This window comes from Cellvibrio sp. PSBB006, assembly GCF_002162135.1.
Taxonomy (GTDB): Bacteria; Pseudomonadota; Gammaproteobacteria; order Pseudomonadales; family Cellvibrionaceae; genus Cellvibrio.
The window spans coordinates 759,133-783,554 of the sequence record NZ_CP021382.1 but is presented as its reverse complement, the minus strand read 5'-3'; the positions used below and the strand labels follow the sequence as shown (position 1 = coordinate 783,554).

Sequence of the window (24,422 nt, the reverse complement as noted above, 5' to 3'; positions counted from 1 at the left end):
TTAAGAGATTAAAAAGTAACATCATCCTAACAGGACTTAAAACATAAATTAAAAGTAGGGATCTCGATGGAAAGCAAAGAAGTATCTTTTGATCAGAGCAATGCCTTTGCATTATCACCTCAACAAAAAAGAGCTTGGCTGGTTGACTCTTATAACAACATCAACGTTGTGCAGTTTACTGTAAACATCAATGGATTCTTGGACATTCCAAAGCTTGAACTGGCATTCTCCTCGCTTGTTGAGCAGCATGAGATTTTAAGGTCTATATACCAAAGAGTTAAAGGTGTCTTTTTCCCATTCCAGATTATTACCAATTCTGTTAGCCCAAAATTAGATATTCAGGATGTTTCGGCGCTGGATCTGTCGGAAAGAACAGATGCCATTAAAGAAATAACCAGTGCCTGCTTATCCAGGAAATATGATTTAAAAGAGGGGCCTTTTTTATATCCTGTATTATTAAAATTCTCAGATAAGGAATATAAATTATTGGTGTCAATGCCATCAATATGTGCTGATGCATCATCCGCAGCGCTAATTGTGGATGAAATCGTAAAAGCTTATCGGCACCTTCCACAAAAGATGGAAAAGGATGAAGACGCCATTCAGTATGCTGATGTGGCGCAATGGCTTACCGATATTCTGGATTCAGTGGATGAGGCCAGTGCCAGCTTTTGGGCCCAACAAAATATTAATGATTTTTACAGCGCTAGTATTCCATGCAAGCGAAACGCGGCAGAACAAAAATTTTCACCTGAGTTTTATACCTTGCATAGTAAGGACGGCGTTTATGAGGAGCTTAAGCGCTTATCCGAATCAACAGGCGTATCTGTTCAGGACTGTGTATTCACCTGTTGGCAACTTTTAATATCACGGTTGACTAATAGCGACAGCGCTGTTATTGGCACCAATTTTAATGGACGAAAATTTGAAGAGCTTGCCAGCGCGGTAGGGTTATTAGATAAAATTTTACCTGTTTCTACTCAAATTTTAGACGGCACATCTTATATAAAACAGGTCGAGAAGAATCATCAGATACTTAAAGGGTACCAGGAATTCCTTGAGTTTTATAACTGGGCGGAGCAAAGTGATTCTGATTTAATTCAAGTTATTAAATATCCAGTTGGGTTTGACTATAGGGTGGTGGAATCCGTATATGAAATTAATGGCACTATATTTGAACTTGAAAATATACGCTCCATTTTAGAGCCCTTTGAGGTTAAGCTGTCCTGTTTGGAATGTAAGGGCAAGTTGATTTTCGATTTGGAATACGATTCCAACCAGTTCTCAAAGATAAGGATGGAGGTACTTTCGGATCAATTCCAAACGTTGTTATCCCATGTTCTAAAGTATCCGAATCTGGAAGTAAAAAAACTACAATTGGCTAGCGACCAAGAAAAAGAAAAAATTATTACAAAATTTAATAATTTATATGTTGATGAAGATGGGTTTTCATTAATCCATCAATACATTGAAAAGTATGCCGATTTAGCGCCTGCCAGCACGGCGGTTGCTGATGAAAATGTTGAGCTCAGTTACCTTGAGCTAAATACAATGGCCAATAAAATGGCTCGCCACCTAATGTCTTTAGGTATAAAGAGCGGCGATAACATCGGCATTTTGTTCCAGCCGTCGGCGGATATGGTTGTAGGGATGCTAGCGATAAGTAAAATCGGAGCCGCTTATGTTCCCATCGATCCTAGTTTTCCCGTGGATAGGGTGAACTATATAGCCACAAGCGCTGACTTGAAGATCATTATTGTGCAGACGGAGTTGGTTGATTCATTGAGGGATATAAAGACGTCCAAGTTGAAATTCGATCTGAATGACTTTAAGTACGATCATTTCAATGACTCCAATCTCAATTTGAACGTATCGATTAACCAGGTCGTGTATATAATTTATACATCGGGATCCACGGGGAATCCAAAAGGTGTTGCGGTTTCTCATCGAGCCTTAAGTAATTACGTTAATGGTGTATTGTCCCTGCTCGATCTCGACGCCAGCGCGGAGATTGCCGCGTTTTCTGCTTTTGCATCAGATCTGGGAAACACTGCGCTATTTGGCGCTTTGTGTTCCGGTCGTGTTTTGAGAATTTTCTCAAAAAACGTGTCAATGGATGCAGAGCTCCTCGCGGAAAGCCTTGCCAGGCGTCCATTGGATTGTTTGAAAATAGTGCCTTCACATTTGTCCGCCTTATTGACAGTCGAAAATCCCAGGAGAATTCTTCCGCGGGTTTGTCTAATTCTGGGTGGGGAATCTACCGATGCGGGGTTGATCAGGAAGATTAAGGATTTGGCTGCAGAATGTCGGGTTATCAACCACTACGGCCCGACAGAGACTACCGTCGGTGCAACATGTCACAAATTGGATGAAACCAATGACTACATAAGTTTGCCCATCGGTAAGCCAATTAATAATGTCCAGACTTATATTCTTGGTTCAAGTGGCGACGTAGCTTCCATTGGCGAAATAGGAGAGCTTTATATCGGTGGTCAAGGCTTGGCCCATGGATATTGGAATCAGGCTGGGATAACGGCTGAACGTTTTGTTCCCAATCCATTTGCAAAAAGGGAGGGCGAGCGTTTATACAAAACCGGAGATCTGGCTCGTTTTAATGAAGATGGTAGCATTGAGTTTTTGGGGCGGGCGGATTTCCAGGTAAAAATTCGCGGTTATCGTGTAGAGTTAGCGGAAATTGAACGGTGTTTGCTCGCAATTCCTGATATCCAGGAAGCGTTAGTAACTTACGATAATAATGTTGACCCGGCTCGACTGATTGCCCATGTCGCCTCGCCAGTGCAAACAAAAGATTTTGAACATCATATACTTGCAAGCTTACAAAAAGTAATTCCCGGGTACATGATCCCTAACCTCATTTGCTTTTATAAAAGCTTTCCAAGGACCATTAATGGAAAAGTAGATCGTAAAGAATTAAACAAAACCGCGTCTTTAAAAGATAATGGCAAAGCCTATATTCCCCCGGAGACGGAAGCCCAGATTAAAATTGCAGAACTTTGGAAATCCCAGCTTAATATAGAAAAAATTGGATTGAATGATAATTTTTTTGATCTTGGCGGTCATTCGCTGGCCACAGTGTATTTGATTAACAAGTGCCGACAAATATTTTCATGTCAGTTAACCATTGATGATGTATTCAATAACCCTACATTAGGTGGCTTTGCTGACGTTATTGAAGTTAAAAGAGCTGAGGCTAATGCACTTGGACTGGGCCCTAATATGGTCCTTATCAGAAAATCCGATGTACCCAAAAGCTTGTTTTTCATTCTACCGAGAAAAAATTATTATGTTATCGAGGAGCTGAGGAAAAATTTGGATTTTGATGGATCCGTATACGGTTTTCAAATACCTGATATTGTGTTAAGCAAAATGGATAAGAAAACCTACGCTAAAACAGTTCTCGGTATGACTGCTTTTTATATGCACGAAGTTCGTATGTTCCAGGCGGAGGGAACATATTTGCTTGGTGGTTACGCTATTGGTCGGTCAGTGGCATATGAAATATACAAGCAGCTGGGTGAAAACCAGCAAAAAGCTGAGTTATTCGAGATTCCAGATGAACTATACGAGACTCTGATCGATACTGAAATAAAAAATGTTGGTGAAGACGAGTCTATTTTAATTAAAAAGAACTCCAAAAACTGCTTGGTACAACTTAAAAAGCCTAAAAATGATCGTAATCTTATATTGATTTCACCGTTAGGTGTTCTCACTTGTTACGATATGTTGATGGATCATCTCGATTTTGATGGCGGCATTTATGGCTTCCAGGACCCCAGCATAGCAAGGGGCACCAAGCCAAAATTTTCGACCGTCGAGGAGTTGGCAAATCTCTATTTACAAGAGTTATTAAAGGTTCAGCCAAAAGGGCCTTATTTTATGGCCGGCGCCTCCATTGGAGGATGTATTGCTTATGAAATGGCGGTCATGCTAGAGGCTCGAGGCGAAAAAGTTCAGTTTTTAGGGTTTCTGGACTCGATTTTTGCGCGCCTGATTGATCCTGATTTAAGCAAATTGGGTGATTTGGAGCGAAAAATGGTTACTGGTCTGGAAGGAAGCGATATCTCTGCACAAATGGAAAGTACCCTGAATGATGCGGAAATCCGAAGCGGTAAAATGAAATGGTCGGATCGTTTTCACATGGTTACGAGCTTGGCTAATTTGGTTCATAGACCAACAGCTCAAGTAGAGCAGATTCATTATTTTTGTGCCATGGATTGCGAAGTTACACGCCTGAAGAACAAACTGGAAAATGCTCAATCGCTATCTAGAAAGCCCATAGTTCGCTATAACATCAATACCACTCATCATCACATTCTTGTTGAACTACTGAATGTCTATGAGATAGGCGATATTTTTAGTAGAGAATTAAATAAAGATATTGTCTGAAGGTTTCCAGTATGTGAAAAAAAGGCGATTTATTCATTAAACAGTTTATAAATGGCCTGCGGAGCATAGAATGACGTTCTTTGCATATATCAACCATAGATATTAAATATTATTTTGCAAATTTATGACCAATATTACTCCTTACATAATTGAAGCTGGATTTGAGAAGAAAATTAAAAATGATCAAACGGCAATTAAAACCACTACTCAGGAACATCTTTATAAATCAGGAGCAGTTCTTGTTAGAGGCTATGATGTGAGAACAGTCGATGAATTTATGGTTTTTGTGAATTTTTTCGCTTCGGAGTTGCTTGATTATAATTATGGTTCTACTCCAAGGAAGCCAGTGGCGCATGGAGTTTATACCTCTACTGAATATCCTGCGGACCAAGAAATTGTTCTTCATAATGAAATGGCGTACACCAATAAGTGGCCAAAAAATCTCTGGTTTTTTTGTGAAGTCGCAGCTGAGGTTGGTGGTGAAACTCCCATTGCGGATAGTCGCGATATCTACCAGCAAATGCCAGAGGACATTAAACATGAGTTCAAGGACCGAGGTTTGCTTTATGTCAGAAACTTCCGCGAGGGTGTCGATGTGCCGTGGCAGGATTGCTTTCAGACCATCAACAAAAGTGATGTTGAGCAATACTGTATTGCAAATAATATTGAATTTATATGGAAATCAGAAAAAGAGTTGCAAACCAGACAATATTGTCCTGCTGTTGTCGTGCATCCGATAACCAACGAAATGGTATGGTTTAATCAAGCGCACTTGTTCCACGTGTCAAATATGCCTCCCAGGTTCAGGGTTCCCTTATTAAAAATGTATGGTGAAAATGGCTTACCGCGTAACGTATTCTATGGTGATGGTACGCCAATTGAAGACGATACGATTGCTCGTGTAAATCGAGTTATAGACAGTAATAAGAGGATTTTCAAATGGCAGAAAGGGGACATATTGATGATAGATAATATGCTCTGTGCGCATGGGCGGATGCCATTTGAAGGAGAGAGGAAGATCAGGGTGGCTATGGCATAGTAAATGGTTTTGTTTGATTTATAACTTTTAATTTTACGCTTAATGCTTTTGAATCTTCCTAAATAATACAATTTATCGATAAATATAAATGAAGGAAAATATGAACAATAAAGAACTGTTGATTGAAATAAATGACCTTAAAAAGTCATACCTAAGTGATGGCATGCAAACCTATGCTCTCGCCGGCGTTAATATAAAAATAAATAAAGGGGAGTTTGTCGCTATTACTGGACCATCCGGAAGTGGAAAATCCACATTGCTATCGATTTTAGGATTATTGGATGTCGCAGACGGCGGCGCTTACAAGCTGAAAGGTATAGATGTCATTAATCTGGACGCCAATCAACGAGCATTCATCAGAAATAACCACATAGGGTTTATTTTTCAATCGTTCAACCTTATAAGTAATCTAACAGTACATGAAAATGTAGCGTTACCATTAACTTATACGAAAGGATTGAAAACTAAAGACATAGACGAACGGGTCAACGCTGTTCTCGGTAAAGTGGATATGTCCCATCGGGCCAAGCATTTCCCAGGGCAGCTTTCCGGAGGGCAGCAACAAAGGGTCGCTGTTGCACGAGCCCTGGTAACCGAACCCAGTATTATCTTTGCGGATGAGCCCACAGGTAACCTTGACTCGAAGAACGCGGATCGCGTTCTTGAACTGTTGGCATTATTGAATCAGGAAGGATCTACCATTTGTATGGTTACCCACGATCCGCGTTCTGCTAATACAGCCAAACGCAATATTCGGCTTCTCGACGGCATTGTTGCAGAAGATTTAGAGCTTGTGGGTTCGGTATAATTGACAGGATACGTACGATGAAGCAGGATTTTATTTACACATTTCGTTTAATGCGATCTCGCCCCGGGTATACATTGCTGACCCTCGCCGTATTGCTTATTGGTATTTTTGTTACCTTAAGTACATATTCTTTTTTAAATGTTATTGCGTTTAAATCACTGGATTTGCCCAATCAGCACGAGTTGGTCTTGGGGGATTTGTTGATAGATGGGCGCAGGGATAAAGGAAAATTGGATCCGTACGAGGCTAGAGATATCAAAGATAGCCAAGGGATATTCAAAAGCATTGCTTTTTTTTCATCGAGCAGCATTTCGCTGGCATTTAATAATGAATCTCAGGGACTAAATGGCGCTAAAGTTGATTCAAGTTTTTTTGATGTGGTTGGTGTCAAGCCACTAAAGGGCAGAGCTATTTTAGAGTCAGACACCCTGCTTGGTGCACCCCAAGTGGCGGTTATTAGCTACGATCTCTGGCAGTCCACATTTTTAGGAAAAGAGCGCATTGTCGGGGAGCTTGTCCGAATAAATGGCTTGGAAACCGAAATTGTTGGAATAATGCCGAAGGGTTATGCTTTCCCAAGTGCGTTCGAAATATGGATCCCGTTAATTGATGATTTCTCCGGATTCCAGCGTGGCGACAGAAGAACTCATACAATGGTTGGCCGTTTAGCAGAAGGAGTATCTGTAGGTGAAGCCAATAAACGTGCGTCTTTGATATTTCAGCGTTTGAGAGAGCAATATCCAATATTAAACGAGGGTAGGAACATATTCATTGAGCCTGTCATCATGTATGAAACAGGCCCGAATAACATGTCAGCCTTTAAGGTTATGTTGATAGCTGTTTTCGGAATTTTGGCGTTGGCGTGTGCGAATGCGGGAGGATTGTTACTGGCCCGCATGGGGGAAAGAGAGCAAGAAATTGCTGTCCGTATGGCAATGGGAGCTAAGCGAGTCCGCATTATTTTACAAATGATGCTTGAAAGCTTAATCCTTACCACCTTTGCGGGAATTATTGCCCTGTTGCTGGTGGATTGGTATCTGGAGATGATTAATAATTTATTCGCGAATATCGGAGAGCCCATACCATTTTGGTACAACTTTGATCTTGATGTTGAAACAGTATTAACTGCAGTATTAATTATATTAATCACCACCATTTTATCCACTTTATATCCCGCGACTAAAGCATCTGGCGTTAGCTTTAATGATGTGCTTAAAAGTGGTACGCGTGGTGCGCAAAGCCGGCAGTCAGGAAAGTTGATGAAGATGTTGGTTTCTTTCGAAATCATTGTCGCAAGCGCTCTGGTAATTTCATCTTCTATTGTCATCATCACGAATGACCGTCTTTCGAAGATTGATTTCGGCATCCAAACCGAGCAAGTGCTTTTTGCGAACTACACACTTCCGGAAGATCTATCAGGTGTCGGGCATCAAGAAAAACGCCATGAACTTCAGACTTCTTTACGAAAAGCTTTGCTGGCAGTCCAGGGCGTAAAGCATGTGAGTTTTGCAAATGCCATTCCGAGCCAAGAGCCATGGCCAAAGGTTTTTCATGAGACCGGTGAAAAACACGCCCATTGGACCCATTATCGCAGGGCATATTTTGTAATGGCAGATGAATATTATTTTGATGCTTTGGGAATTAAATTAATAGCTGGGCGATATCCTACCGATCTGGATGATCACTCGGAAACCAATAAGGTCCTTATCACGGAGTCTTTTTCCGAACAATGGTGGCCCGACCAAGATCCGCTAGGAAAGCGTTTTGGCTCGGGAATTCCCGAGGATGCCGATAAAATGGCGCTGGAGGTTATCGGTGTGGTTTCCCATGTGGTACTTGCCGAAGTAGGTAGTTCCGATATGAAGTTGGGTACCGTGTTTGCAAATCATAATAAAGGCAAAAATATTATCCAACAAATATTAGTTACCGTTGACGGAGACCCCTATGCCTATCAGAAAGCGCTCAAGGACGTATTTTATAATATTAACCCCGACGTTGGATTTACGAAAATAGATTCACTGAACGGTGCAATCCAAAAAGAAAACAAACAGCTAACTATTCTTAATTCATTTTTTGCAGCATTTGGTTTAGGCGCACTTGCCTTATCAATGACGGGTATTTATGCGATTATGTCTTTGCTGGTTAATCAGAAGAAACAAGAAATCGGTATTCGCAGAGCCTTGGGTGCAACAAATAATCGAGTTCTTTGGTGGTTGGTTAAAGAAGGCTGGACGCCGGTAATTGTTGGTTTAATTGTTGGTGTCTTACTTTCGGCCTTTTTTTGTTATTTGCTCATTACCCAGACGGAGTTGTTCAATGGAATTGGTGCTTTAATTCCGGTGGTCTTCTTCGCGGGGGTAGTGTTTTATGTGGCTATAACCGGGCTCGCAATTTGGGCACCCTCCCGGGATGCCATTAGAAATGAACCCATATATGCGCTGCGGGTTGAATAGGTTAGCAACAAAGTATTTTTATGGAAAATCCGGCTTTTAAGGTTTACAAGCCGGATTTGATTACTTAATTGGAGTATTTAGATGGATATAATCATTCCTGAAAAAAAGATTTATTTTTTTTCTAAAGAGAATATTGTTCCGTTATTCAAGCGGTTCTGGTGGGTTATTACTGCAATCGTTATAATTATTGTTAGTGTCAACTACCTGTCTGCCCGTGCTGGCGCTACTTCTGTAAACCGTAAAGAGCTGACATTTGGAACTGTAGAAAGCGGCGCGTTCTCTATTGAGGCTCGTGGATCTGGTGTGCTTAAGCCACGCTATAGTTGGTGGGTTAGTGCAGAAAGTGTAGCAACGATTAAAGCTATTTATGTTAAATCTGGAGAAATTGTTAAGGTTGGTCAAGAGATAATGCTGCTCTCGGATCCAGTTTTGGAAGAGGCACTAGAGACCCAAAAATGGGAAATACCTATATTGGAAGGAAATCTTGAGAAAGCCAAGTCAGAAAAAATTCAAGCCATATTAGATCAAAAAATTAAGATAGCCGACTTGGAGCGTAATAATTATAGTTTGGAAAGTCAGATAGCAACAGAGCAAAGCTTACGTGATAGAAATCATAATTCGATGGGAGAAATGCAATGGAAAAACCTTATTAGAAGTTTGGATTTTTCAAAAATTCAATTAAAGCTAGAGAAAGAAAAAGCTACATCAATTGACAATGATCATGATTCAAATATCAATGTTTTAGAGAGTCAACTTAATCAAGCTAAATTTAAACTTCAACAACTAAGAAGTAGATTTGAAAACCTTCGGTTTGTTGCTAAGCACGAGGGATTGATACAAGAGCTTTCCGTTGAAATTGGTGAGCAAGTAATTAGAGGAGCACCGCTTTTTAAAATTGCTAGTAATGAAACTTTTGTTGCGGAAATAAAAATCAGCCAAGATGAAATTTCTCAAATTCAGGTGGGCCAATCGGCGGTAATTCGTAATAGAGATGGATCATTTTCAGGTCATGTCAGAAGAATAGGCGGTGCTGTAGAAAATGGTACTGTAAAGGTAGAAGTGGATATTGATGATGAGTTGCCGGCGGGAGTTCGTGCAGATCAAAACGTAGATTCCACAATTACCATCGAAAAATTGGAAAACACCCTTTTCGTGCAACGTCCAGCTTTTGTACACGCTAGCAAGGAGGGGTGGGTATATAAAGTGATGCCTGAGAATGGCCGTGTAGAGCGTATCCGCGTAACCTTCGGAAAGGCCAGTGTACAAAAAATTCAGATTATTGATGGTCTGTTGCCTAAAGATCAAATTGTGCTGTCCGAACCAACAGCATGGATTGACAAAGAGCAGTTTTTCTTAAGGTAATCAAACCGTCGTATATTATCTGTCTTTTCAAAAAAGAGGTTAAAAAATTCTATACTGTGAATTTTACGGATATAAGAAAAGACTATCATGGAGAAGCTAATGCATAGCTTTTTAAAACACGATATTTATCTCGCATTAAATCAAATAGTTCGTCGGCCGCTGCAATCATTTATAACTTTTCTAATTTTATTTATTGGTGTTTCTATTTTTATTGTTACTTATTTGGTATTTAACACCATTGCCTTTAAGACATTAAATTTAGATGACGAAGAAAAACTGGTTATCATAGAATCATCATTAAAAAATAATGAATATTCAAATGGTATAACATTTCAGAATGTTGAAAACCTTCTTGAGAAGCAGAATTTTCTTTCTTCCGTAGCACGATACAGTGAAGAAGATTTTGTTTCTATAGGGGTAGGGACAAGCCCAATAACTGTAGTGGGGACTAGCGTAGATCCACTTTTTTTCACGATAGTTGGAATTAAGCCTATTTTAGGCGAGATTAATTTAGAGGCATCTACCGAAAGAGTCGTTATTAGTTTCAATTTATGGAAAAACATATATGCAGAAAACTTAGATATTGTTGGATCAAAAATATTGGTCCAAGGTACCGAAAAAGAAATAGTTGCTGTTATGCCAAAAGAATACAAATACCCAATAGCCTCAGATGTATGGATCTTATTATCATCTAAATTAAAAAAATTAGATAAACACAGAAAATATGCGCTTATAGCGCGTTTGCAAGATAATGTGTCCATTGAGGACGCTAAATTACGTTTAGATAAGCTGGCGGGCGAAAATAAAAATAAGAAAATCCCATCATCGCTTAGGCAAGGGTTTAGAGTTGCTGATGTAAAAAGCTCATATTTAAAAAATGGAACTCACGTCTATGTCGCCGTTATTTTTTCTTCTTTCCTGGTGTTGGTTATATCCGGGTTATCTGTGTATGGAAGAACACTTGTTTTCGAAGAAAAATTTGGCCAGCATATATCTGCAAAAAAATATCTCATCTACGGATCTGTATTGTCTTTATTAACTGTAATCATTGCTCTAATTTTTATTGCTTCCGTAACGGATCTTATAAACTCTCTATTATATGAAGTGGTTGATCCTACTCCTTTTTGGTTTAAGACTAAAGTGGATGGGAATATAATTTTCTTGTCTGCTGTCCTCACAGTTATTATCCCGCTATTTTGCTTTTGGCTTCCAAAAGCCAGGCTCCTAAATTTGAAGCTCTGCACCAATTCACCAGATGAAAAAATTGAAAAATATACTATTAAAAAAGTAAAAATAATAATGTCATTGGCGATATCTTTGGTTATAGGCTTAGCCATCGTTTCGGCACTCCTTGTATTGAACAGCAAGTTTACCTCACAAACTAAATATGGTGCCTCTTTAGAGTCGATCATTGCTGTTCGCTACAACCTTCCTTTTGTTTCCCCTGATAACGTACTTATAAAAAAACATCGTGATTTTCATATTAGGCTTTTGAATTCATTATCGATGATTCATGGAGTTATCAGTGTCTCCGCAGCTTCTTCATCACCTGGAAGCCATGTTTTTGAAGAACGATACGTCACTATTAAAAAAGAAGAATTGAGCAATAAAAATCCTACAGAGGGCACTGCTCTACTGGTAACAATTGACGAAAAATATTTTGAGACGTTTGAAATCCCTATAAAGTTTGGGCATGCGAATATATCGTTAAATGAGCAGCCAAAGACAAGCAAAGTGGTTGTGTCAGAGTCATTCTCAAAATGGTTCTGGCCTGATGAAAACCCCATAGGAAAACAATTCTCTTTGTATGGCTTATCTGAAAATAGGAATATGGAGGTGGTCGGCGTGATTCCTCATTTGATTCTCGCGCCACTCTCAAGTCCTCAAAGATACATAGGTTCGGTTTTTCAAGCTAACAACTACGAAGATATATATAAGAATAATTTCATTTACATTAAAGTTGATGGAAATCCGTCGGATTATTTTTTAGAAGTTAAACATAAGTTCAAAGAAATAGATTCTTCATTCCACGTTGCTCAAATAAATTCGCTTAAGTCGAATATTATGTTGAACAATGCGCCGATGCGTTTTATTGAAAGGTGTTATGTATTATTCCTCGTAGGGAGCTTTATTATTCTGACGCTGGGAATAGGCAGCATGCTGTTCTCCATCATTAGATTTCGCAAAAAGCATATTGAAATTTCAGGACAAAGAGAAAGCTTTTTTATATCTTGGTTGATAAAGAAAGGAGCTGCCATCTTGATTTTCTCACTGCCGCTAGGAATTGCTTTTGGTGGAGCATTGATATTTATTCTAGAAGGGGGAGGGTTAGATTAGGAGTATATCGGATTTTGGGATGTTATTCGTCGAGTAAAACTACCTACAAATATATTCTTAACTGGATTTTTCTATGAAACGAACGGAGTTTTTTAATCATAAAGATACTAAAAATAACAATATTAATATATTTTGTTTTCCTTATGCCGGAGGTAATGCATCTTTTTATAGATCATGGGGCCATAATTTCTCCGGCATCGCCAATATAGTGCCGATTGAATTGCCTGGACATGGCGCAAGAATACTTGAACCACCATATTGTTCCTTAAGAAAATTGGTTGATGATATTGCTATCGAAATAATTGATTTACTGGAAAAGCCTTATATATTTCTTGGCTATAGCATGGGTACCAAGATAGCATTTGAGTTAATGAGATTCTTCCAGAAAAAAAGTATTGATCTTCCCAGCCATTTTATTGCCATAGCAAGTCCAGCTCCTAGGGCAATAAAACGATTTCCTCCTATTCATACCTTACCCGATGATGATTTCATTGATTCTCTTTCTCGTTACAACGGTATGAGCGATACTATTCTTCAAGATAGAAATCTAATGGAATTACTTCTGCCCGCACTACGTGCGGACTTTTCTATGCTGGATGAGTATCAATCCGTGGATAATTCCAGGTTTCCTCTTGATGTTTCTATATTTGGTGGTACTTCTGATCAGCATGTATCCATAGAGGAAATGATGTTATGGGGGCAGAATTTTCAGAATCTTTATCGATCTAGATTTTTCCCAGGAAATCACTTTTTTGTTAGTGAAAATAAGAATGAGTTTCTATCTGAATTGGTTGGAATATGTGCCCATTTAAAAACCAAGCTTTATGACATGGAGCTTTAGACCATTATTTAATTTAGGTTCGCCTAAACATCAACAGTTTTTTCTATAAATGTAATTGGCAGATTATAGGATCGCAGGATGAAGCGCTAATAGAGCATCAAAATTTCGGAGATAGGGAGAGACGCGCCATAGCTGTAAATGCCTGCCAAATCGGTTCCTGCGAATCTGCAGCTTCCACTAGGCCATACACTCTTTTTTTAAATTTCACCGCTATTTCACATTAACTATTCCAAGCTATTCATTTTATGATTGTACCCCCATGAAAGTTCTACTAATAGAAGATAATCAAACGATTGCCCGCCAGATAGCGGAATTTATATCAGGCCATAAATGGCAGATCGATTATGCTCATAATGCCCGTTTGGGAGTGCGGCTTGCTACTGAACAAATATATGATGTTATTCTGCTTGATCTCAATTTGCCGGATCGGGATGGTCTTGTGGTTTGTGCCGAAATCAAACAACTTGCTGATGTCAATCCACCGATCTTGATGCTAACAGCAAGGGATAGCTTTAGAGATAAGGCTGCTGGCTTTAATCACGGGGCGGATGACTACCTGACCAAACCTTTTGATTTGCGAGAATTGGTATTGCGCTGCCAAGCGCTTGCTCGACGTCAATCATTACACCAGCCCAAAATACTGTCGGTAGGGGAATTAGAGTTGGATACCAACACCCAAGTCGCAAAGCGGAAAACCGTCATATTGGATTTAACTAATATTGGTTTCCGTATTCTGGAAATCCTTGTGAAATCCTATCCTAAGGCTGTATCCCGGACCTTTATTTCGCACCAATTATGGGGGGATCACCCACCGAATAGTGACGCGCTCAAATCGCATATATATGTTTTACGAAAGGTGCTGGATAAACCTTTTGATAAACCTCTATTAAAAACCGTAATGAACATGGGTTTTAAGCTTGAGTTGCCAGATGAATCTGATTCGGAGTATTAGACACCAGACTCTTCTGATATTGATAAGTCTGACGCTTTGTGTAAGCTTGGCTTTTTCATCGTTAGCTGTAGTTACTGCTTATATAGTTGAAGATATGACTCTTTCTAATTTATTGGATGAGTTGACGAAAGACTATGAGCGCTATTACGCTGAAAATCTTAGTTTGCCAAAGAGCACCCCATCCTTTATTAATATCTATCCTAATATGAAAGACCTTCCTGAATGGGCGAAGCAGCGCGCATACCGAAAGCAAATATCAGGTGAAATTTTCACTCCCGAAAGCAGCACTCACTATCATTATCACAAATTAAATTTGCAAGGCGAGACAGGTTATCTATTAGCTCAAGTTTCCGATTTATTGGCTGTCACTCGACAACCTATTATTATTGAATCACTTCTATGTGGTATTTTCATTGCAATTGTTATTACAATACTAATATCGATCAAGCTATCGCAAAAAATTGTCAATCCTATCATTATCTTAGCAAACGCGGTAAAACTAAACGAAAACCCCAATAATACCATTCGTTTACCTAACTTGCCTTTCGAATTGGGCTATCTCTCGAGGTCTATGCAAAGTAGTTTTGATCAGTTGAAAGTGCTATTGGAAAACGAAAAAGCTTTTTCAGGAAATGTAAGCCATGAATTAAGAACACCATTAACGGTGATGAAAAACACCTGTGCTTTAATCTCTCAGCGCGGTTTTTCTGACCGAGATATGCTTGAAATTAAATCAGCTTGTAATCAAATGGAGCAAACTGTTGATATCCTTCTCGCGTTGGCGCGAAAAGATGCGCTGGATAAACAAATCTGCCGTGCTGCAATTGCAGTAGAGCAAGCATTATTGCGGTGCCATGACTCTTCGTTGAAGAATTTCGACATTTTGATTACGATTCCTGACGACTACAAACTACCAGCCAATCCAAAATTACTCGAAATAATACTGATCAACTTGTTACGCAACGCGGCTGAGCATGCTAGCACACCAGTGCTGTCCATCTTTGAAGAAAATGGATGGCTGATATTTGAAAACAATAATAAAAACCCACCTATTGATGATCTAATAGGAGCCGGAATGAAAGGCCACAGCAGCTCTGGAATTGGCCAAGGATTATATCTAGTGGCGAAAATTGTTGAGCACTTCGGCTGGCAATTTCACGTTGAATGTAACGATCAGAAGTTCCGTATTAAAATGAAACCCTGAAAAATTCACTTAAATTTCTCCTTGCATTACCCAATATATCTGCTGAGCATATGAAATCGGGAGAGAATCATGCTTAAAAAGCTAGCTGTTATTGCCGCTTGTATCGTTATTTTAATGACTATTGCAATCAGTTTTTTCATCCATTGGGTTGGCGAATTTACTCCCTCTGATTCAGCATTGCGAGCGCTGGCTGCAACTGAGGTTAAAGATATCTCTTATTTGAGAGATCGACCCATACCCACACATGGAAAAATTTTGGCTATTGTCACCAGTACGCGGGAGTTGGGCGATACTGGAAAAATAACCGGTTATGAGCTATCTGAATTGGCTCGTGCATATTGGGTATTTAGTGCAAATGGTTTTGAGGTCGACATAGCTAGCCCTGAAGGTGATGAACCTCATGCGATAATAGATGATGAGGATATGAACGAATATGACTATGCTTTTCTTAACGATATCACGGCCCAGAAAAAAGCAAAAACCACGATAAAAGTGAGCGATGTTGATCCAGATAATTACTCTGCCTTGTATTTTGTTGGCGGCAAGGGTGCCATGTTTGATTTTCCAGATAATCCAGCGATAAAAGACTTAATCCATAAGTTTTACACTGAAGGAAAAGTTATTTCAGCTATTTGTCACGGGCCGGCAGCGTTAGTAAACGTAAAAGTTCAGGATGAATGGTTGGTAAGTGGTAGAGCCATCAGCGCATTTACCAAATCGGAAGAGTTACTGCTTATGCCAGATGCTAGATCTATTTTTCCTTTTTTACTCCAAGAGAAGCTGGAAGAGCGAGGAGCACAATTTTTTTCGACTAACGATTACCTTAACCAAGTTAGTGTCAGTGGCAAGTTGATTACCGCACAAAACCCATGGTCGACTTGGTCTATAGCAGAAGAAGTAGTAAAAAAAATAGGATATGAACCTAAACCTCGGAAACTAACAAGAGAGGAGCGTAGTGTTTCGTTATTACAAGAATTTTATAGTGGGGGGCTGAATGCTGCTGAGAATCTTATTAAAGGATCCCCTGAAAAATATAATGGCCATCTGGTTTTAATGCATGCGGTTGTAGCTGCAATGAAGTACGATGTAGAGAACGCTGTGAAATTGATAGTTCTCGCGGAGAGTTTGCGTCCTAAATAGCAATCTGATATTGCTTTATTTTTCTACGATAGTGGAACTATTTATCGTTGTTTTATGGGTATTAAATTCACTGGAACCTATTCGTGCCAGTATTCTTATTGCCAATGCCAATATAATTGATTCTAATGCCCGCTCTTTGATATATACATACGCATATCTATAAAATTTCTCCGTTGTTGTGTTTAGCGCTTCATATCAGATATGGAGTGACAAATGTTAGAGAATACGGGAATAAAAAATCCCCGCCGAAGCGGGGATATAGAGGGGCACTACAAAAAATAATTTTTAATTAATAACAGACCTGGAACTCCACAATGCCATCGCCGGAACCAAAACGCTGCATGGTGTATTTTTCAACATCAATCAGGAAACCATCGCCTGCGAGGTTGGCTGTACAGCAGCCGTTACAATCCGAATCAGCACAAGCGTCATAGACTTTACCGGTAATGCGGCGATTCCCCTGCCGCAGATTCAGGGTTTTCAGGCCCAACCAATTCCAGTCTTTCATATGCACGGCGATGATATTGTTGGCCTCTACCCAGGATTCCGGTTGTTGACCATTCACGCCGTAGAAATACCCCGCCCATTGGCAACCGTTGTAATAAATACATTCATCACTGCCGGGGTCCGGATAAGACTCATAGTTGGTCAGCCGTGCTTCATACCAATCGGTGCCGCAATCGTTGGTCGGTGTAGAGCTGCTGGACGATGAGCTGCTTCCGCCCGGACAAGATGCAACCGGGTCCCAATACCAGGTACTGATGGTTGGGCTATAGCCGGGATTATCGTGTTCAGCGAGATAGAAAGCGCCGTTGTAATTCACCACGGTACCCGCCGAATAGAAGGTTCCGGCACTCCACGTTGGGCATGAACCGCCTGGATTAGTCGCACTGCTGGAGGAAGAAGAAACCGGCGTGGATGATGAGCTGCTTGAACTTGATGGCGTAGAACCACTGCAAACATCATTGTATTTCCATTCCTGCCACTGGCCGGAATGGGTTTCCGGATTAGCACCTTGCGTCCACCACTGTGAGGTGTAGGACTTGCCATTATGTTTCACCGTTGTATTGCCGTTATACGCTGTACCACTTTGCCAGGTCGGTAAATTGGTGCAATTTACCGCCGCCAGACTCGGCAGCGACAACAACATGCCACAACACATTCCCACCCAAACCATTGCCTTTTTCATCATGAGAATCACCTCGATTCAGTTTGTTTTTACTTTTGTTTTTTGTGGCGAAAAGCATTGGCCTCCTGTCCGCCACGGTAAATCCGTTTAAGGATGGAGTAGGGGTATTATCAGAAGTGATACTTATCTTGCGACTTCTAATACTTTCGACGCATTCTGGCATTGAACTTCATTCGGGATAACTTCCATACTTTCTCCACATTTTGAGTTGCCTCGCTGGCATACACTTTCTTCCTCAATCAACGGCCACATGGCTCTGACACAAACCGGCGCTGCCTGTTGGCATCGCCAACGCAGGACAGAATTATGATGAAGCAACTCACAGCCCTGACACTGATCATCGGGATAAGCGGATGTGCCTCCACATCGCAACCCATATTTTCCGAAAGTTTTTTAACCAGTATCAACGATGCCGACATGAAACAATTTCGTTACGAGGTCGCACTGGATGCGAGTAATAAACGCATGGGGCGTGGTGGCCCACCGGGCGGTGGCGGCGGTATGAGAAGAGGCCCCGGAGGGGAGGGTGGCGATAGAGGTTTCCCCGCTGGCGGCAGACAACAAGCCCAGCAAATGGGAAGTCGCATGCAAAAGAATGCAGACGCAGCATTAACAGAGAGACTGGAAGAAATTCTGGCTACAACGCAGTTTTGTGAACATGGCTATTTCGTTATCGAGAAACGCGCTCAACAAGGGGGTGGATATATTTTTGGCGAATGCAAAGCTGAATAATGGTAATGAACTTTTAACGATGAAATGCAGTGCTCCGATATTCAGCGGAGCACTGCAAATCATTTCAAAATAGATTAATTACAACTGTTACTGATGCCTCCCAGATTGCTGCGATTCATACCCGACGCATTAATCAATTCCGCCGGGCAAGAAACTTCGCGATAGCGTAGGGAAGGGTTATCCGCCGCTTCAAACCAATCCGCGTACCAACGACAACCGGCTTGCAATTCGGTGAGACCGCGCGAACCAAACACACTGTCACAACGACTCGTTACACAGGATTTATATTGTTCGCGCGTCGCGTTGTAACCCAACTCGCTTTTACACGCTGAAAGGAAGCCACCGTATTGCGCGCCCAGCTCCGAATTGGAAACGCCCCACTGATTCGCGCAGCCATTAAATGCACCAACACCGCCGCCGGGAACCATGATGTCAAACTGGCCACCGCCCACGTCGTAACCGACATTAATTGCCTGCACGATCATGGTTTTGCCCGCTAACGCCGCCGAACCTGGATCACCGGGCGCATTATAAGACTGGCCAGTGAACTCCAGTTGATAACAGCGTCCGCACACGTCGCCGCTGGACGTGGCCGCATAACCGTAAGACAGCGTGTTATTCACGGCAAAAGGCGCGAGGCCATAGCAGGTGTGCGCGTTGCCACCTTCGCAACTGCTGGTCGCATCAAGGTCAGACAGCACCTGGTTATTTGGGCCACAACTTTTCATTGGCTCCATTCCACTGGGAACATTGCCCGACCATCCGCAATGGGGTTTGCAGCAATCCCAGAAACGCGTCGCATAACCACTGCATCCGCCGGTGATCGGCCCAATGCTGGAGCTTGCAGAGCTGACACTACTGGCAACACTGGATGATGAAGCTGGCTGTGAAGAGGGTGAGCTGGACGCCGGGCTACTGGAGCCACCACCGACGATGCCGTAGGGCGCAGGTTGACTGCTACAGGTGTCGCGGCCAATACAACTGCGGTTCTGTTCCCAACCCCAGCCGCTGGTTTGGTTGGCGCACAGGGGATAGAGCGTGCCGTACCAATTACATTGCGAACCGCCTTGCGTCGGTGCACTGGAACTGGATCGACTGCTGATTGGCGTGCTGCTGGAGGAAACAGGCGCGGTACTGGAAGCCACGCTTGAGGACGCCACCGAACTGGCTGATGAAACCGGACTTGCTGACGAGGCCGTGCCACCACCACTACAAACGCTGCCCGTCACCGCGGGACGCTCGGTAGAGCCGCCATTTTTACTAACCTGAAAACCGAACTCCACGCTTTGTCCAGGTTGAATAGTGCCATTCCAACCCATATCGCTGGCACTGTAGGGATTGGTGCCACTCACCTGCGCATTCCAACTGTTAGTGACGCGATTGCTTTGATATTGCCAGCTAACTTGCCACCCCTGAATGGCAGAGGTTTGCGTGTTGGTTACGCGTATGGAGGCGGTGTAACCATCATTCCATTCATTGGCAATGATGTATTCGCAGCTTGCCTGGGCGAAGCTGGCAGAACTGACCAGCCAGGAGAATAACCCCAGACTGACAGATGTGAGAAAAGACGTAGCCGAGCGCATAGAAAACTCCTTTCAACCGTTGAAATTATGTAAGGTCGTCGTTGAAATCTATGCAGTGTGGGTATTGCAGCGGCACATGTTGTGATTGCGGTGGAGCAGGGCGGCCACTTTCATAAAGACCGACCTATTGTAAGGAAAGAAATTCCCAAACGAAAACCGGCCGCCGATTGGCGTGATGGGTATCACGCATAAATAGTCGGCGGCCGACATATTAAAAGCTCCCACTGTTCGTGGGAGCAGGGCATTACTCTACGGCACTGACAATCGCATCAATGATGTTGGGATACAGCTGATTGCCGTTATTCCTGTCAAAGATTGCCATGCCTGCATTACCGGCGTAACCGTTATCCCAGTAAACCGGGACCAGGCCGTGGTTCACCGCAGACTCAGTAATGTACTCGTTCCAATAGGTACGATAAATCTCGTGATTGGCCACGTTCGGACGAGAGATTACACCGTATTCGCCCAGTATGACGCCGATGCCTTGATCAACAAAGTTGGTTTTCATGCGCTGGAACTGTGCATCAACCCACGATTCATTGGCCCAGGTTTCGGTGGCGTTCGGATCTGTTGCGATGGCGCCCCACTGCGTGATGCTACTGTTTTCGTTAAGCGTGAAGTTGTACGGATCGTAGTAATGCACTTCCATCATCAAACGATTCGCAACGGTATCTACCGGGATATCAGCAAAATTTACCGTGTGATCAATATTGGTGTTGAAGCCTTGTACGACCAGATGACGCGTGGCATTACCACCGCCGGTAGCACGCACAGTATCGACAAAGGTTTGGTTAAAGCTGTTTTGTACCGTGTAATACTCCTCAGTCGGTGTGCCGTAATCGCCCTCTACCATGACTTCGTTGGTACCAGCAAACAACAAGCGCTCATCGTAATCGCGGAAGCGCGTTGCGATTTGCTCCCACATAATCGACAAACGATTGTTAACGTAATTTTGCTGTGCATACGTGGGCTGCATCCAACCCTCGTCCCAATGAATGTTCACGATGACGTACATGTCCGCATTCAAGCCGTAGTTAACCACTTGTTCAACACGATCCATCCAGCTGCTTTGGATAACAAAGTTGGCTGGATCGGAGAACTTGCTCCAGGCTACCGGCACACGCAAGGTATCAAAACCGGCTGCTTTCACCGCATTGATTAATTGCTGGGTCACCATCGGATTACCCCAGGCAGTTTCGCCACCGATCGCATCCAGGGAATTACCCAGGTTCCAGCCCACACCCATCACTTGGGTCAACTGAACACTGGTCATCCCACCCGGGTTAGTGACGCTTGAAGCACTGCTGGAAGAACGTGGAGCCGATGATGAACTGGAGCTAATCGGCGGTACGCTGGAGGATGAACTTGAACCCGGGCATGCAGCGCCGCCCACAATGCCAAAGGGGGCAGGTTGGCTGGTACAGGTACTGCGTGAAATACAGCTCTGATTATTTTCCCAACCCCAGCCGCTTTGCGTAGTATTACAAAGTGGGTAGTTAGTGCCATACCAATTGCATTGCGAGCCGTTACTGGCGCAACTGCTGGCAGAACTTGCAACGGATGAACCCGGTGTGCTGGATCTGGACGATGAGCTGACTGGCGGTGTAGATGAGCTGCTCGAACTTGGCGCAGAAGACGCGGGAGTACCACCACAGATACTGCCGGTTACCGCCGGCGTTTCAGCGGCACCGTTGGTATTTACCTGCATCCCGAACGAGACCGTTTGACCAGGCTGAATACTGCCGTTCCAGCTTAAATTGGTTGCCGAATAAGGATTGCTACCACTGACGTTGGCATTCCAGCTGCTGGTAACGCGGTTGTTGTTGTAAGTCCAACTGACGTTCCAGCCGTTGATGGCGGTAGCGCTGTTGTTGGTTATCTCGATAGCTGCCGTCGCGCCGCCGCCCCAACTGTTGGTGACTACATAGTTGCAACTGGCTTGAGCCAAAGCTGACGAGCTAGCCGCCAACCCCGTACTCAGCAAGGCCGCCAGGCCCAGCGCTTTCAATCGTGAGGTATTCATCAGGTTGTTCTCCTATCGTTATTAAATTTTTAAGGACATCGGAAGCAGAATGCTTCGATTGAGATGAACTCGCAGAACATCATTAAGAGAAGAATTACAGCTAAATAGTCTGCGGGACCATATAGTAACGATCTGCCAACCCGTCAGACGGAGAAGGTGTTGGATCAAACGACGAAAGTTTTATTATGAGATGTGAATCACATGTGGAATATTTTTTATATATGGAAATATATCAAGTGTTCTTTAACATAATCTGCTGTCTACGAAGTTGAAAAGGTATGTTCAAATGAAATTCTTAAATTATATATTAGTTCGCATAATGTATATTATGTTAAATTGCATATCGGTCTACTCACGAATAAACTCCTCTGACCCGCACTAACAAAAGTGGCAAAGACATACGGAGGATTCTATGGAAACCATGAGACCATATCTGCTTACCCCGTTCCTCATTGGACTAGCAGCCTGTACATCCGTGGACCATAATTTGCCGAGCATCTCTGATACCTTGCGCGAGACCACTGGGCAGAATGGTCGCGCCTGCGTAAGAACGAGTGATATACGAGGCTACGGTGTTCAGGATAATGTTGTTAATATTGATGCTGACAATGATTATTACATCGCTACGGTACATCCCGGATGTTTCGATCTCCAAACCTCCATGGCAGTTATGTTCAGCGGCGGTTTCAGCGAGATATGTGGCGGACGTATCGATAAGATTATTACGCAAGATAATGAATGCGCGATAAATCAAATTTTTGAATTTGATAATCGCGACACCGCTTTCGAGGCTTATGATAAGGCGGTCAAGGTACGTGAAGCGTTGCGCTCCGATGCGCAACGCTAGAAAAACCATCCCTGCTTTTAGTATTCCAGTGTATTTGTCTCACCCAGCGCGTTGGTAATAATTACTTTATCCAGCGCACCTGAATCTTTATAAAAATATTCATAGCGGAGTTTAACAGCCTGTTTAGCATATTGAATGTGCTCTTCGCCATTCTGCATATAAGCTATAAAATAATCTTGTTCGTAGAGTGTATCTTCCGGAGTAATCTTTTTTCCCTTAACCGGATCGGCCTGCTGGTTGCGCATGACAGAATAAAAATATACCTCAGCGGTCTTGGGAACTAATTGCGGATTAAATCCAGATAATTCTATCCCCTCAAACAAGACAAACAACGAGCGGCTTTCCTTGGTGTCACACATCCAGGCTCTATAAAATTTTCCGCGCTTTATCGATTCTGTGTAGTCTATTGCGTCCACAGGTTTTACCGGATGACTGTATGTCGCCCAGCTTTTAAAGAAATACACCTGGCACTGCATTTCGTTTTTCTGCGTTTTAATAAAACCTTCCATTTCCTCACCACTGCAACCGAGAATAGATAAGAATGAGAGCGCAAGTATATAAATGGCGGCTTTCATTATTTAATAACTTTGTACTTATCAAAATGTAAATGGCGCATAAGCGCTTTTTGAAAAGTATGGCAATGATTCCCCGCTTCAAACCTCCAGGACCAATCGCCGGAATATGAGGTAGAGAATGCTTCGGCGGATGTCCTTATTGACATGATATCTGTACATTCTTTAATGACAGGAGAATACTGTTCATTACCGCTATCACCCCCGCCCGCATGGGGATCTACATACATACCGGGACGCGCAATACCACCGAATGCAGTTACACCATTCAATTCACCATCGACTCCCCGGAGCGTTTGCCCTACCCCTCCTTCTTTGGCTTCAAAAATTGCCAACGCCGTTTTATAGCTCGCCGTAGCAAACATATGAGAAGCCTTTTCTCTCCAGCCAGCATTATTCGACAAAGGGGCGGGTTCAACAGGCGGGGTGCTGCGGCGATTCAAGTGATGCCCGACTGGGTATTTGGGCCACCAACCAAAACTCATATTAGGGGCGAAGACTGACCACCAGTGACCATATTTGTCCGAACCACCTATATCTATGTGGCGCCGATGAAAAACTATTTCATCCAGAACTTTGTATACTTCAAGCAGAATATCCGTTTTTGTCTCTATACCTTCCTTGATTGAGGGCGAATCCAACACAGTGGATTTGGCTTTGTGAGAGCGCATCACTCTCGGGTAATGCACAAGGAATGTTGAATAATCGGCATCTTTAAAATGTTTTACTACTTTTGTCGGAAGGGTTCCGACAGGTAACTTGTCAAAAGAAGCCTCGCCAGAACTGTTGGATGTTTTTTTATCCGAGCCTACGGTAACGTCGGCGCCCTCAACGGGATCATTTGTACAGGCATCGAGTACCTTTACAAGTAGTTTTCCATCTTTGGCTTTTTTCGATACGGGAACTGCTACGCCCTCTCCCAGTTCTGTCATG

Annotated in this window: 17 protein-coding genes; 12 read left to right on the top strand and 5 right to left on the bottom strand. The window is 42.5% G+C overall.

From position 1 onward, the window contains the following. Positions 1-66: 66 nt before the first annotated feature. From CBR65_RS03430 to CBR65_RS03385, 10 genes are all read left to right on the top strand, one after another. The gene (locus CBR65_RS03430; protein WP_087465549.1) at positions 67-4,407 is read left to right on the top strand and encodes a non-ribosomal peptide synthetase; all 4,341 of its coding nucleotides are present in this window, start codon (positions 67-69) and stop codon (positions 4,405-4,407) included. Between the two features lie 124 nt (positions 4,408-4,531). After that, positions 4,532-5,446 carry a TauD/TfdA family dioxygenase gene (locus CBR65_RS03425; protein WP_087465548.1) on the top strand — a complete coding sequence of 305 codons (915 nt, stop codon included), beginning with the start codon at positions 4,532-4,534 and terminating at the stop codon, positions 5,444-5,446. A gap of 100 nt (positions 5,447-5,546) precedes the next feature. Then, the gene (locus CBR65_RS03420; RefSeq protein WP_087465547.1) at positions 5,547-6,254 is read left to right on the top strand and encodes an ABC transporter ATP-binding protein; all 708 of its coding nucleotides are present in this window, start codon (positions 5,547-5,549) and stop codon (positions 6,252-6,254) included. 17 nt (positions 6,255-6,271) lie between these two features. After that, positions 6,272-8,707: an FtsX-like permease family protein gene (locus CBR65_RS03415; protein WP_087465546.1), complete on the top strand. Its 2,436-nt coding sequence runs from the start codon at positions 6,272-6,274 to the stop codon at positions 8,705-8,707. 81 nt (positions 8,708-8,788) lie between these two features. Next, positions 8,789-10,069: an efflux RND transporter periplasmic adaptor subunit gene (locus tag CBR65_RS03410; protein WP_087465545.1), complete on the top strand. Its 1,281-nt coding sequence runs from the start codon at positions 8,789-8,791 to the stop codon at positions 10,067-10,069. 99 nt (positions 10,070-10,168) lie between these two features. Then, complete coding sequence (locus CBR65_RS03405; RefSeq protein WP_157671960.1) at positions 10,169-12,406, top strand: ABC transporter permease; 2,238 nt, start codon at positions 10,169-10,171, stop codon at positions 12,404-12,406. A gap of 73 nt (positions 12,407-12,479) precedes the next feature. Further along, complete coding sequence (locus CBR65_RS03400; RefSeq protein ID WP_087465543.1) at positions 12,480-13,247, top strand: thioesterase II family protein; 768 nt, start codon at positions 12,480-12,482, stop codon at positions 13,245-13,247. A gap of 259 nt (positions 13,248-13,506) precedes the next feature. Continuing rightward, positions 13,507-14,199 (top strand): response regulator transcription factor, encoded by a 693-nt coding sequence (locus CBR65_RS03395; RefSeq protein ID WP_087465542.1) that lies wholly within the window; start codon positions 13,507-13,509, stop codon positions 14,197-14,199. Next, positions 14,177-15,403 carry a HAMP domain-containing sensor histidine kinase gene (locus tag CBR65_RS03390; protein WP_087465541.1) on the top strand — a complete coding sequence of 409 codons (1,227 nt, stop codon included), beginning with the start codon at positions 14,177-14,179 and terminating at the stop codon, positions 15,401-15,403. Before CBR65_RS03395 ends, CBR65_RS03390 begins: the two co-directional genes overlap by 23 nt. 69 nt (positions 15,404-15,472) lie before the next feature. Further along, positions 15,473-16,543: a type 1 glutamine amidotransferase domain-containing protein gene (locus CBR65_RS03385; RefSeq protein ID WP_087465540.1), complete on the top strand. Its 1,071-nt coding sequence runs from the start codon at positions 15,473-15,475 to the stop codon at positions 16,541-16,543. A 289-nt stretch (positions 16,544-16,832) separates the two neighbouring features. On the opposite strand, the gene CBR65_RS03380 is transcribed toward CBR65_RS03385, so the two are convergent. Continuing rightward, positions 16,833-17,735: a carbohydrate-binding protein gene (locus CBR65_RS03380; protein WP_157671958.1), complete on the bottom strand. Its 903-nt coding sequence runs from the start codon at positions 17,733-17,735 to the stop codon at positions 16,833-16,835. 303 nt (positions 17,736-18,038) lie between these two features. Here CBR65_RS03380 and CBR65_RS03375 point away from each other — a divergent pair, with 303 nt between their 5' ends. Then, positions 18,039-18,464: a hypothetical protein gene (locus tag CBR65_RS03375; RefSeq protein ID WP_087465539.1), complete on the top strand. Its 426-nt coding sequence runs from the start codon at positions 18,039-18,041 to the stop codon at positions 18,462-18,464. A gap of 74 nt (positions 18,465-18,538) precedes the next feature. Here CBR65_RS03375 and CBR65_RS03370 read toward each other — a convergent pair whose 3' ends face one another. Next, complete coding sequence (locus CBR65_RS03370; RefSeq protein ID WP_087465538.1) at positions 18,539-20,047, bottom strand: cellulose binding domain-containing protein; 1,509 nt, start codon at positions 20,045-20,047, stop codon at positions 18,539-18,541. A 244-nt stretch (positions 20,048-20,291) separates the two neighbouring features. Continuing rightward, complete coding sequence (locus tag CBR65_RS03365; RefSeq protein ID WP_087465537.1) at positions 20,292-22,070, bottom strand: cellulase family glycosylhydrolase; 1,779 nt, start codon at positions 22,068-22,070, stop codon at positions 20,292-20,294. A 412-nt stretch (positions 22,071-22,482) separates the two neighbouring features. Between CBR65_RS03365 and CBR65_RS03360 the strand changes: the two genes are divergently transcribed. Beyond that, positions 22,483-22,917 carry a DUF6491 family protein gene (locus tag CBR65_RS03360; protein WP_087465536.1) on the top strand — a complete coding sequence of 145 codons (435 nt, stop codon included), beginning with the start codon at positions 22,483-22,485 and terminating at the stop codon, positions 22,915-22,917. Between the two features lie 17 nt (positions 22,918-22,934). On the opposite strand, the gene CBR65_RS03355 is transcribed toward CBR65_RS03360, so the two are convergent. Both CBR65_RS03355 and CBR65_RS03350 read right to left on the bottom strand, forming a co-directional pair. Next, positions 22,935-23,492, bottom strand: a complete 558-nt coding sequence (locus tag CBR65_RS03355; RefSeq protein ID WP_087465535.1) for a hypothetical protein — start codon at positions 23,490-23,492, stop codon at positions 22,935-22,937. Further along, positions 23,492-24,421: a carboxypeptidase-like regulatory domain-containing protein gene (locus CBR65_RS03350; protein ID WP_087465534.1), complete on the bottom strand. Its 930-nt coding sequence runs from the start codon at positions 24,419-24,421 to the stop codon at positions 23,492-23,494. The genes CBR65_RS03355 and CBR65_RS03350 overlap by 1 nt, the downstream gene beginning before the upstream one ends. Between the last annotated feature and the right edge of the window lies 1 nt (position 24,422).

Coding starts and splice junctions, on each gene's coding strand:
- CBR65_RS03430 (WP_087465549.1), top strand. CDS start 67: ATGGAAAGCAAAGAAGTATCTTTTGATCAGAGCAATGCCTTTGCATTA.
- CBR65_RS03425 (WP_087465548.1), top strand. CDS start 4,532: ATGACCAATATTACTCCTTACATAATTGAAGCTGGATTTGAGAAGAAA.
- CBR65_RS03420 (WP_087465547.1), top strand. CDS start 5,547: ATGAACAATAAAGAACTGTTGATTGAAATAAATGACCTTAAAAAGTCA.
- CBR65_RS03415 (WP_087465546.1), top strand. CDS start 6,272: ATGAAGCAGGATTTTATTTACACATTTCGTTTAATGCGATCTCGCCCC.
- CBR65_RS03410 (WP_087465545.1), top strand. CDS start 8,789: ATGGATATAATCATTCCTGAAAAAAAGATTTATTTTTTTTCTAAAGAG.
- CBR65_RS03405 (WP_157671960.1), top strand. CDS start 10,169: ATGCATAGCTTTTTAAAACACGATATTTATCTCGCATTAAATCAAATA.
- CBR65_RS03400 (WP_087465543.1), top strand. CDS start 12,480: ATGAAACGAACGGAGTTTTTTAATCATAAAGATACTAAAAATAACAAT.
- CBR65_RS03395 (WP_087465542.1), top strand. CDS start 13,507: ATGAAAGTTCTACTAATAGAAGATAATCAAACGATTGCCCGCCAGATA.
- CBR65_RS03390 (WP_087465541.1), top strand. CDS start 14,177: ATGAATCTGATTCGGAGTATTAGACACCAGACTCTTCTGATATTGATA.
- CBR65_RS03385 (WP_087465540.1), top strand. CDS start 15,473: ATGCTTAAAAAGCTAGCTGTTATTGCCGCTTGTATCGTTATTTTAATG.
- CBR65_RS03380 (WP_157671958.1), bottom strand. CDS start 17,735: ATGATGAAAAAGGCAATGGTTTGGGTGGGAATGTGTTGTGGCATGTTG.
- CBR65_RS03375 (WP_087465539.1), top strand. CDS start 18,039: ATGATGAAGCAACTCACAGCCCTGACACTGATCATCGGGATAAGCGGA.
- CBR65_RS03370 (WP_087465538.1), bottom strand. CDS start 20,047: ATGCGCTCGGCTACGTCTTTTCTCACATCTGTCAGTCTGGGGTTATTC.
- CBR65_RS03365 (WP_087465537.1), bottom strand. CDS start 22,070: ATGAATACCTCACGATTGAAAGCGCTGGGCCTGGCGGCCTTGCTGAGT.
- CBR65_RS03360 (WP_087465536.1), top strand. CDS start 22,483: ATGGAAACCATGAGACCATATCTGCTTACCCCGTTCCTCATTGGACTA.
- CBR65_RS03355 (WP_087465535.1), bottom strand. CDS start 23,492: ATGAAAGCCGCCATTTATATACTTGCGCTCTCATTCTTATCTATTCTC.
- CBR65_RS03350 (WP_087465534.1), bottom strand. CDS start 24,421: ATGACAGAACTGGGAGAGGGCGTAGCAGTTCCCGTATCGAAAAAAGCC.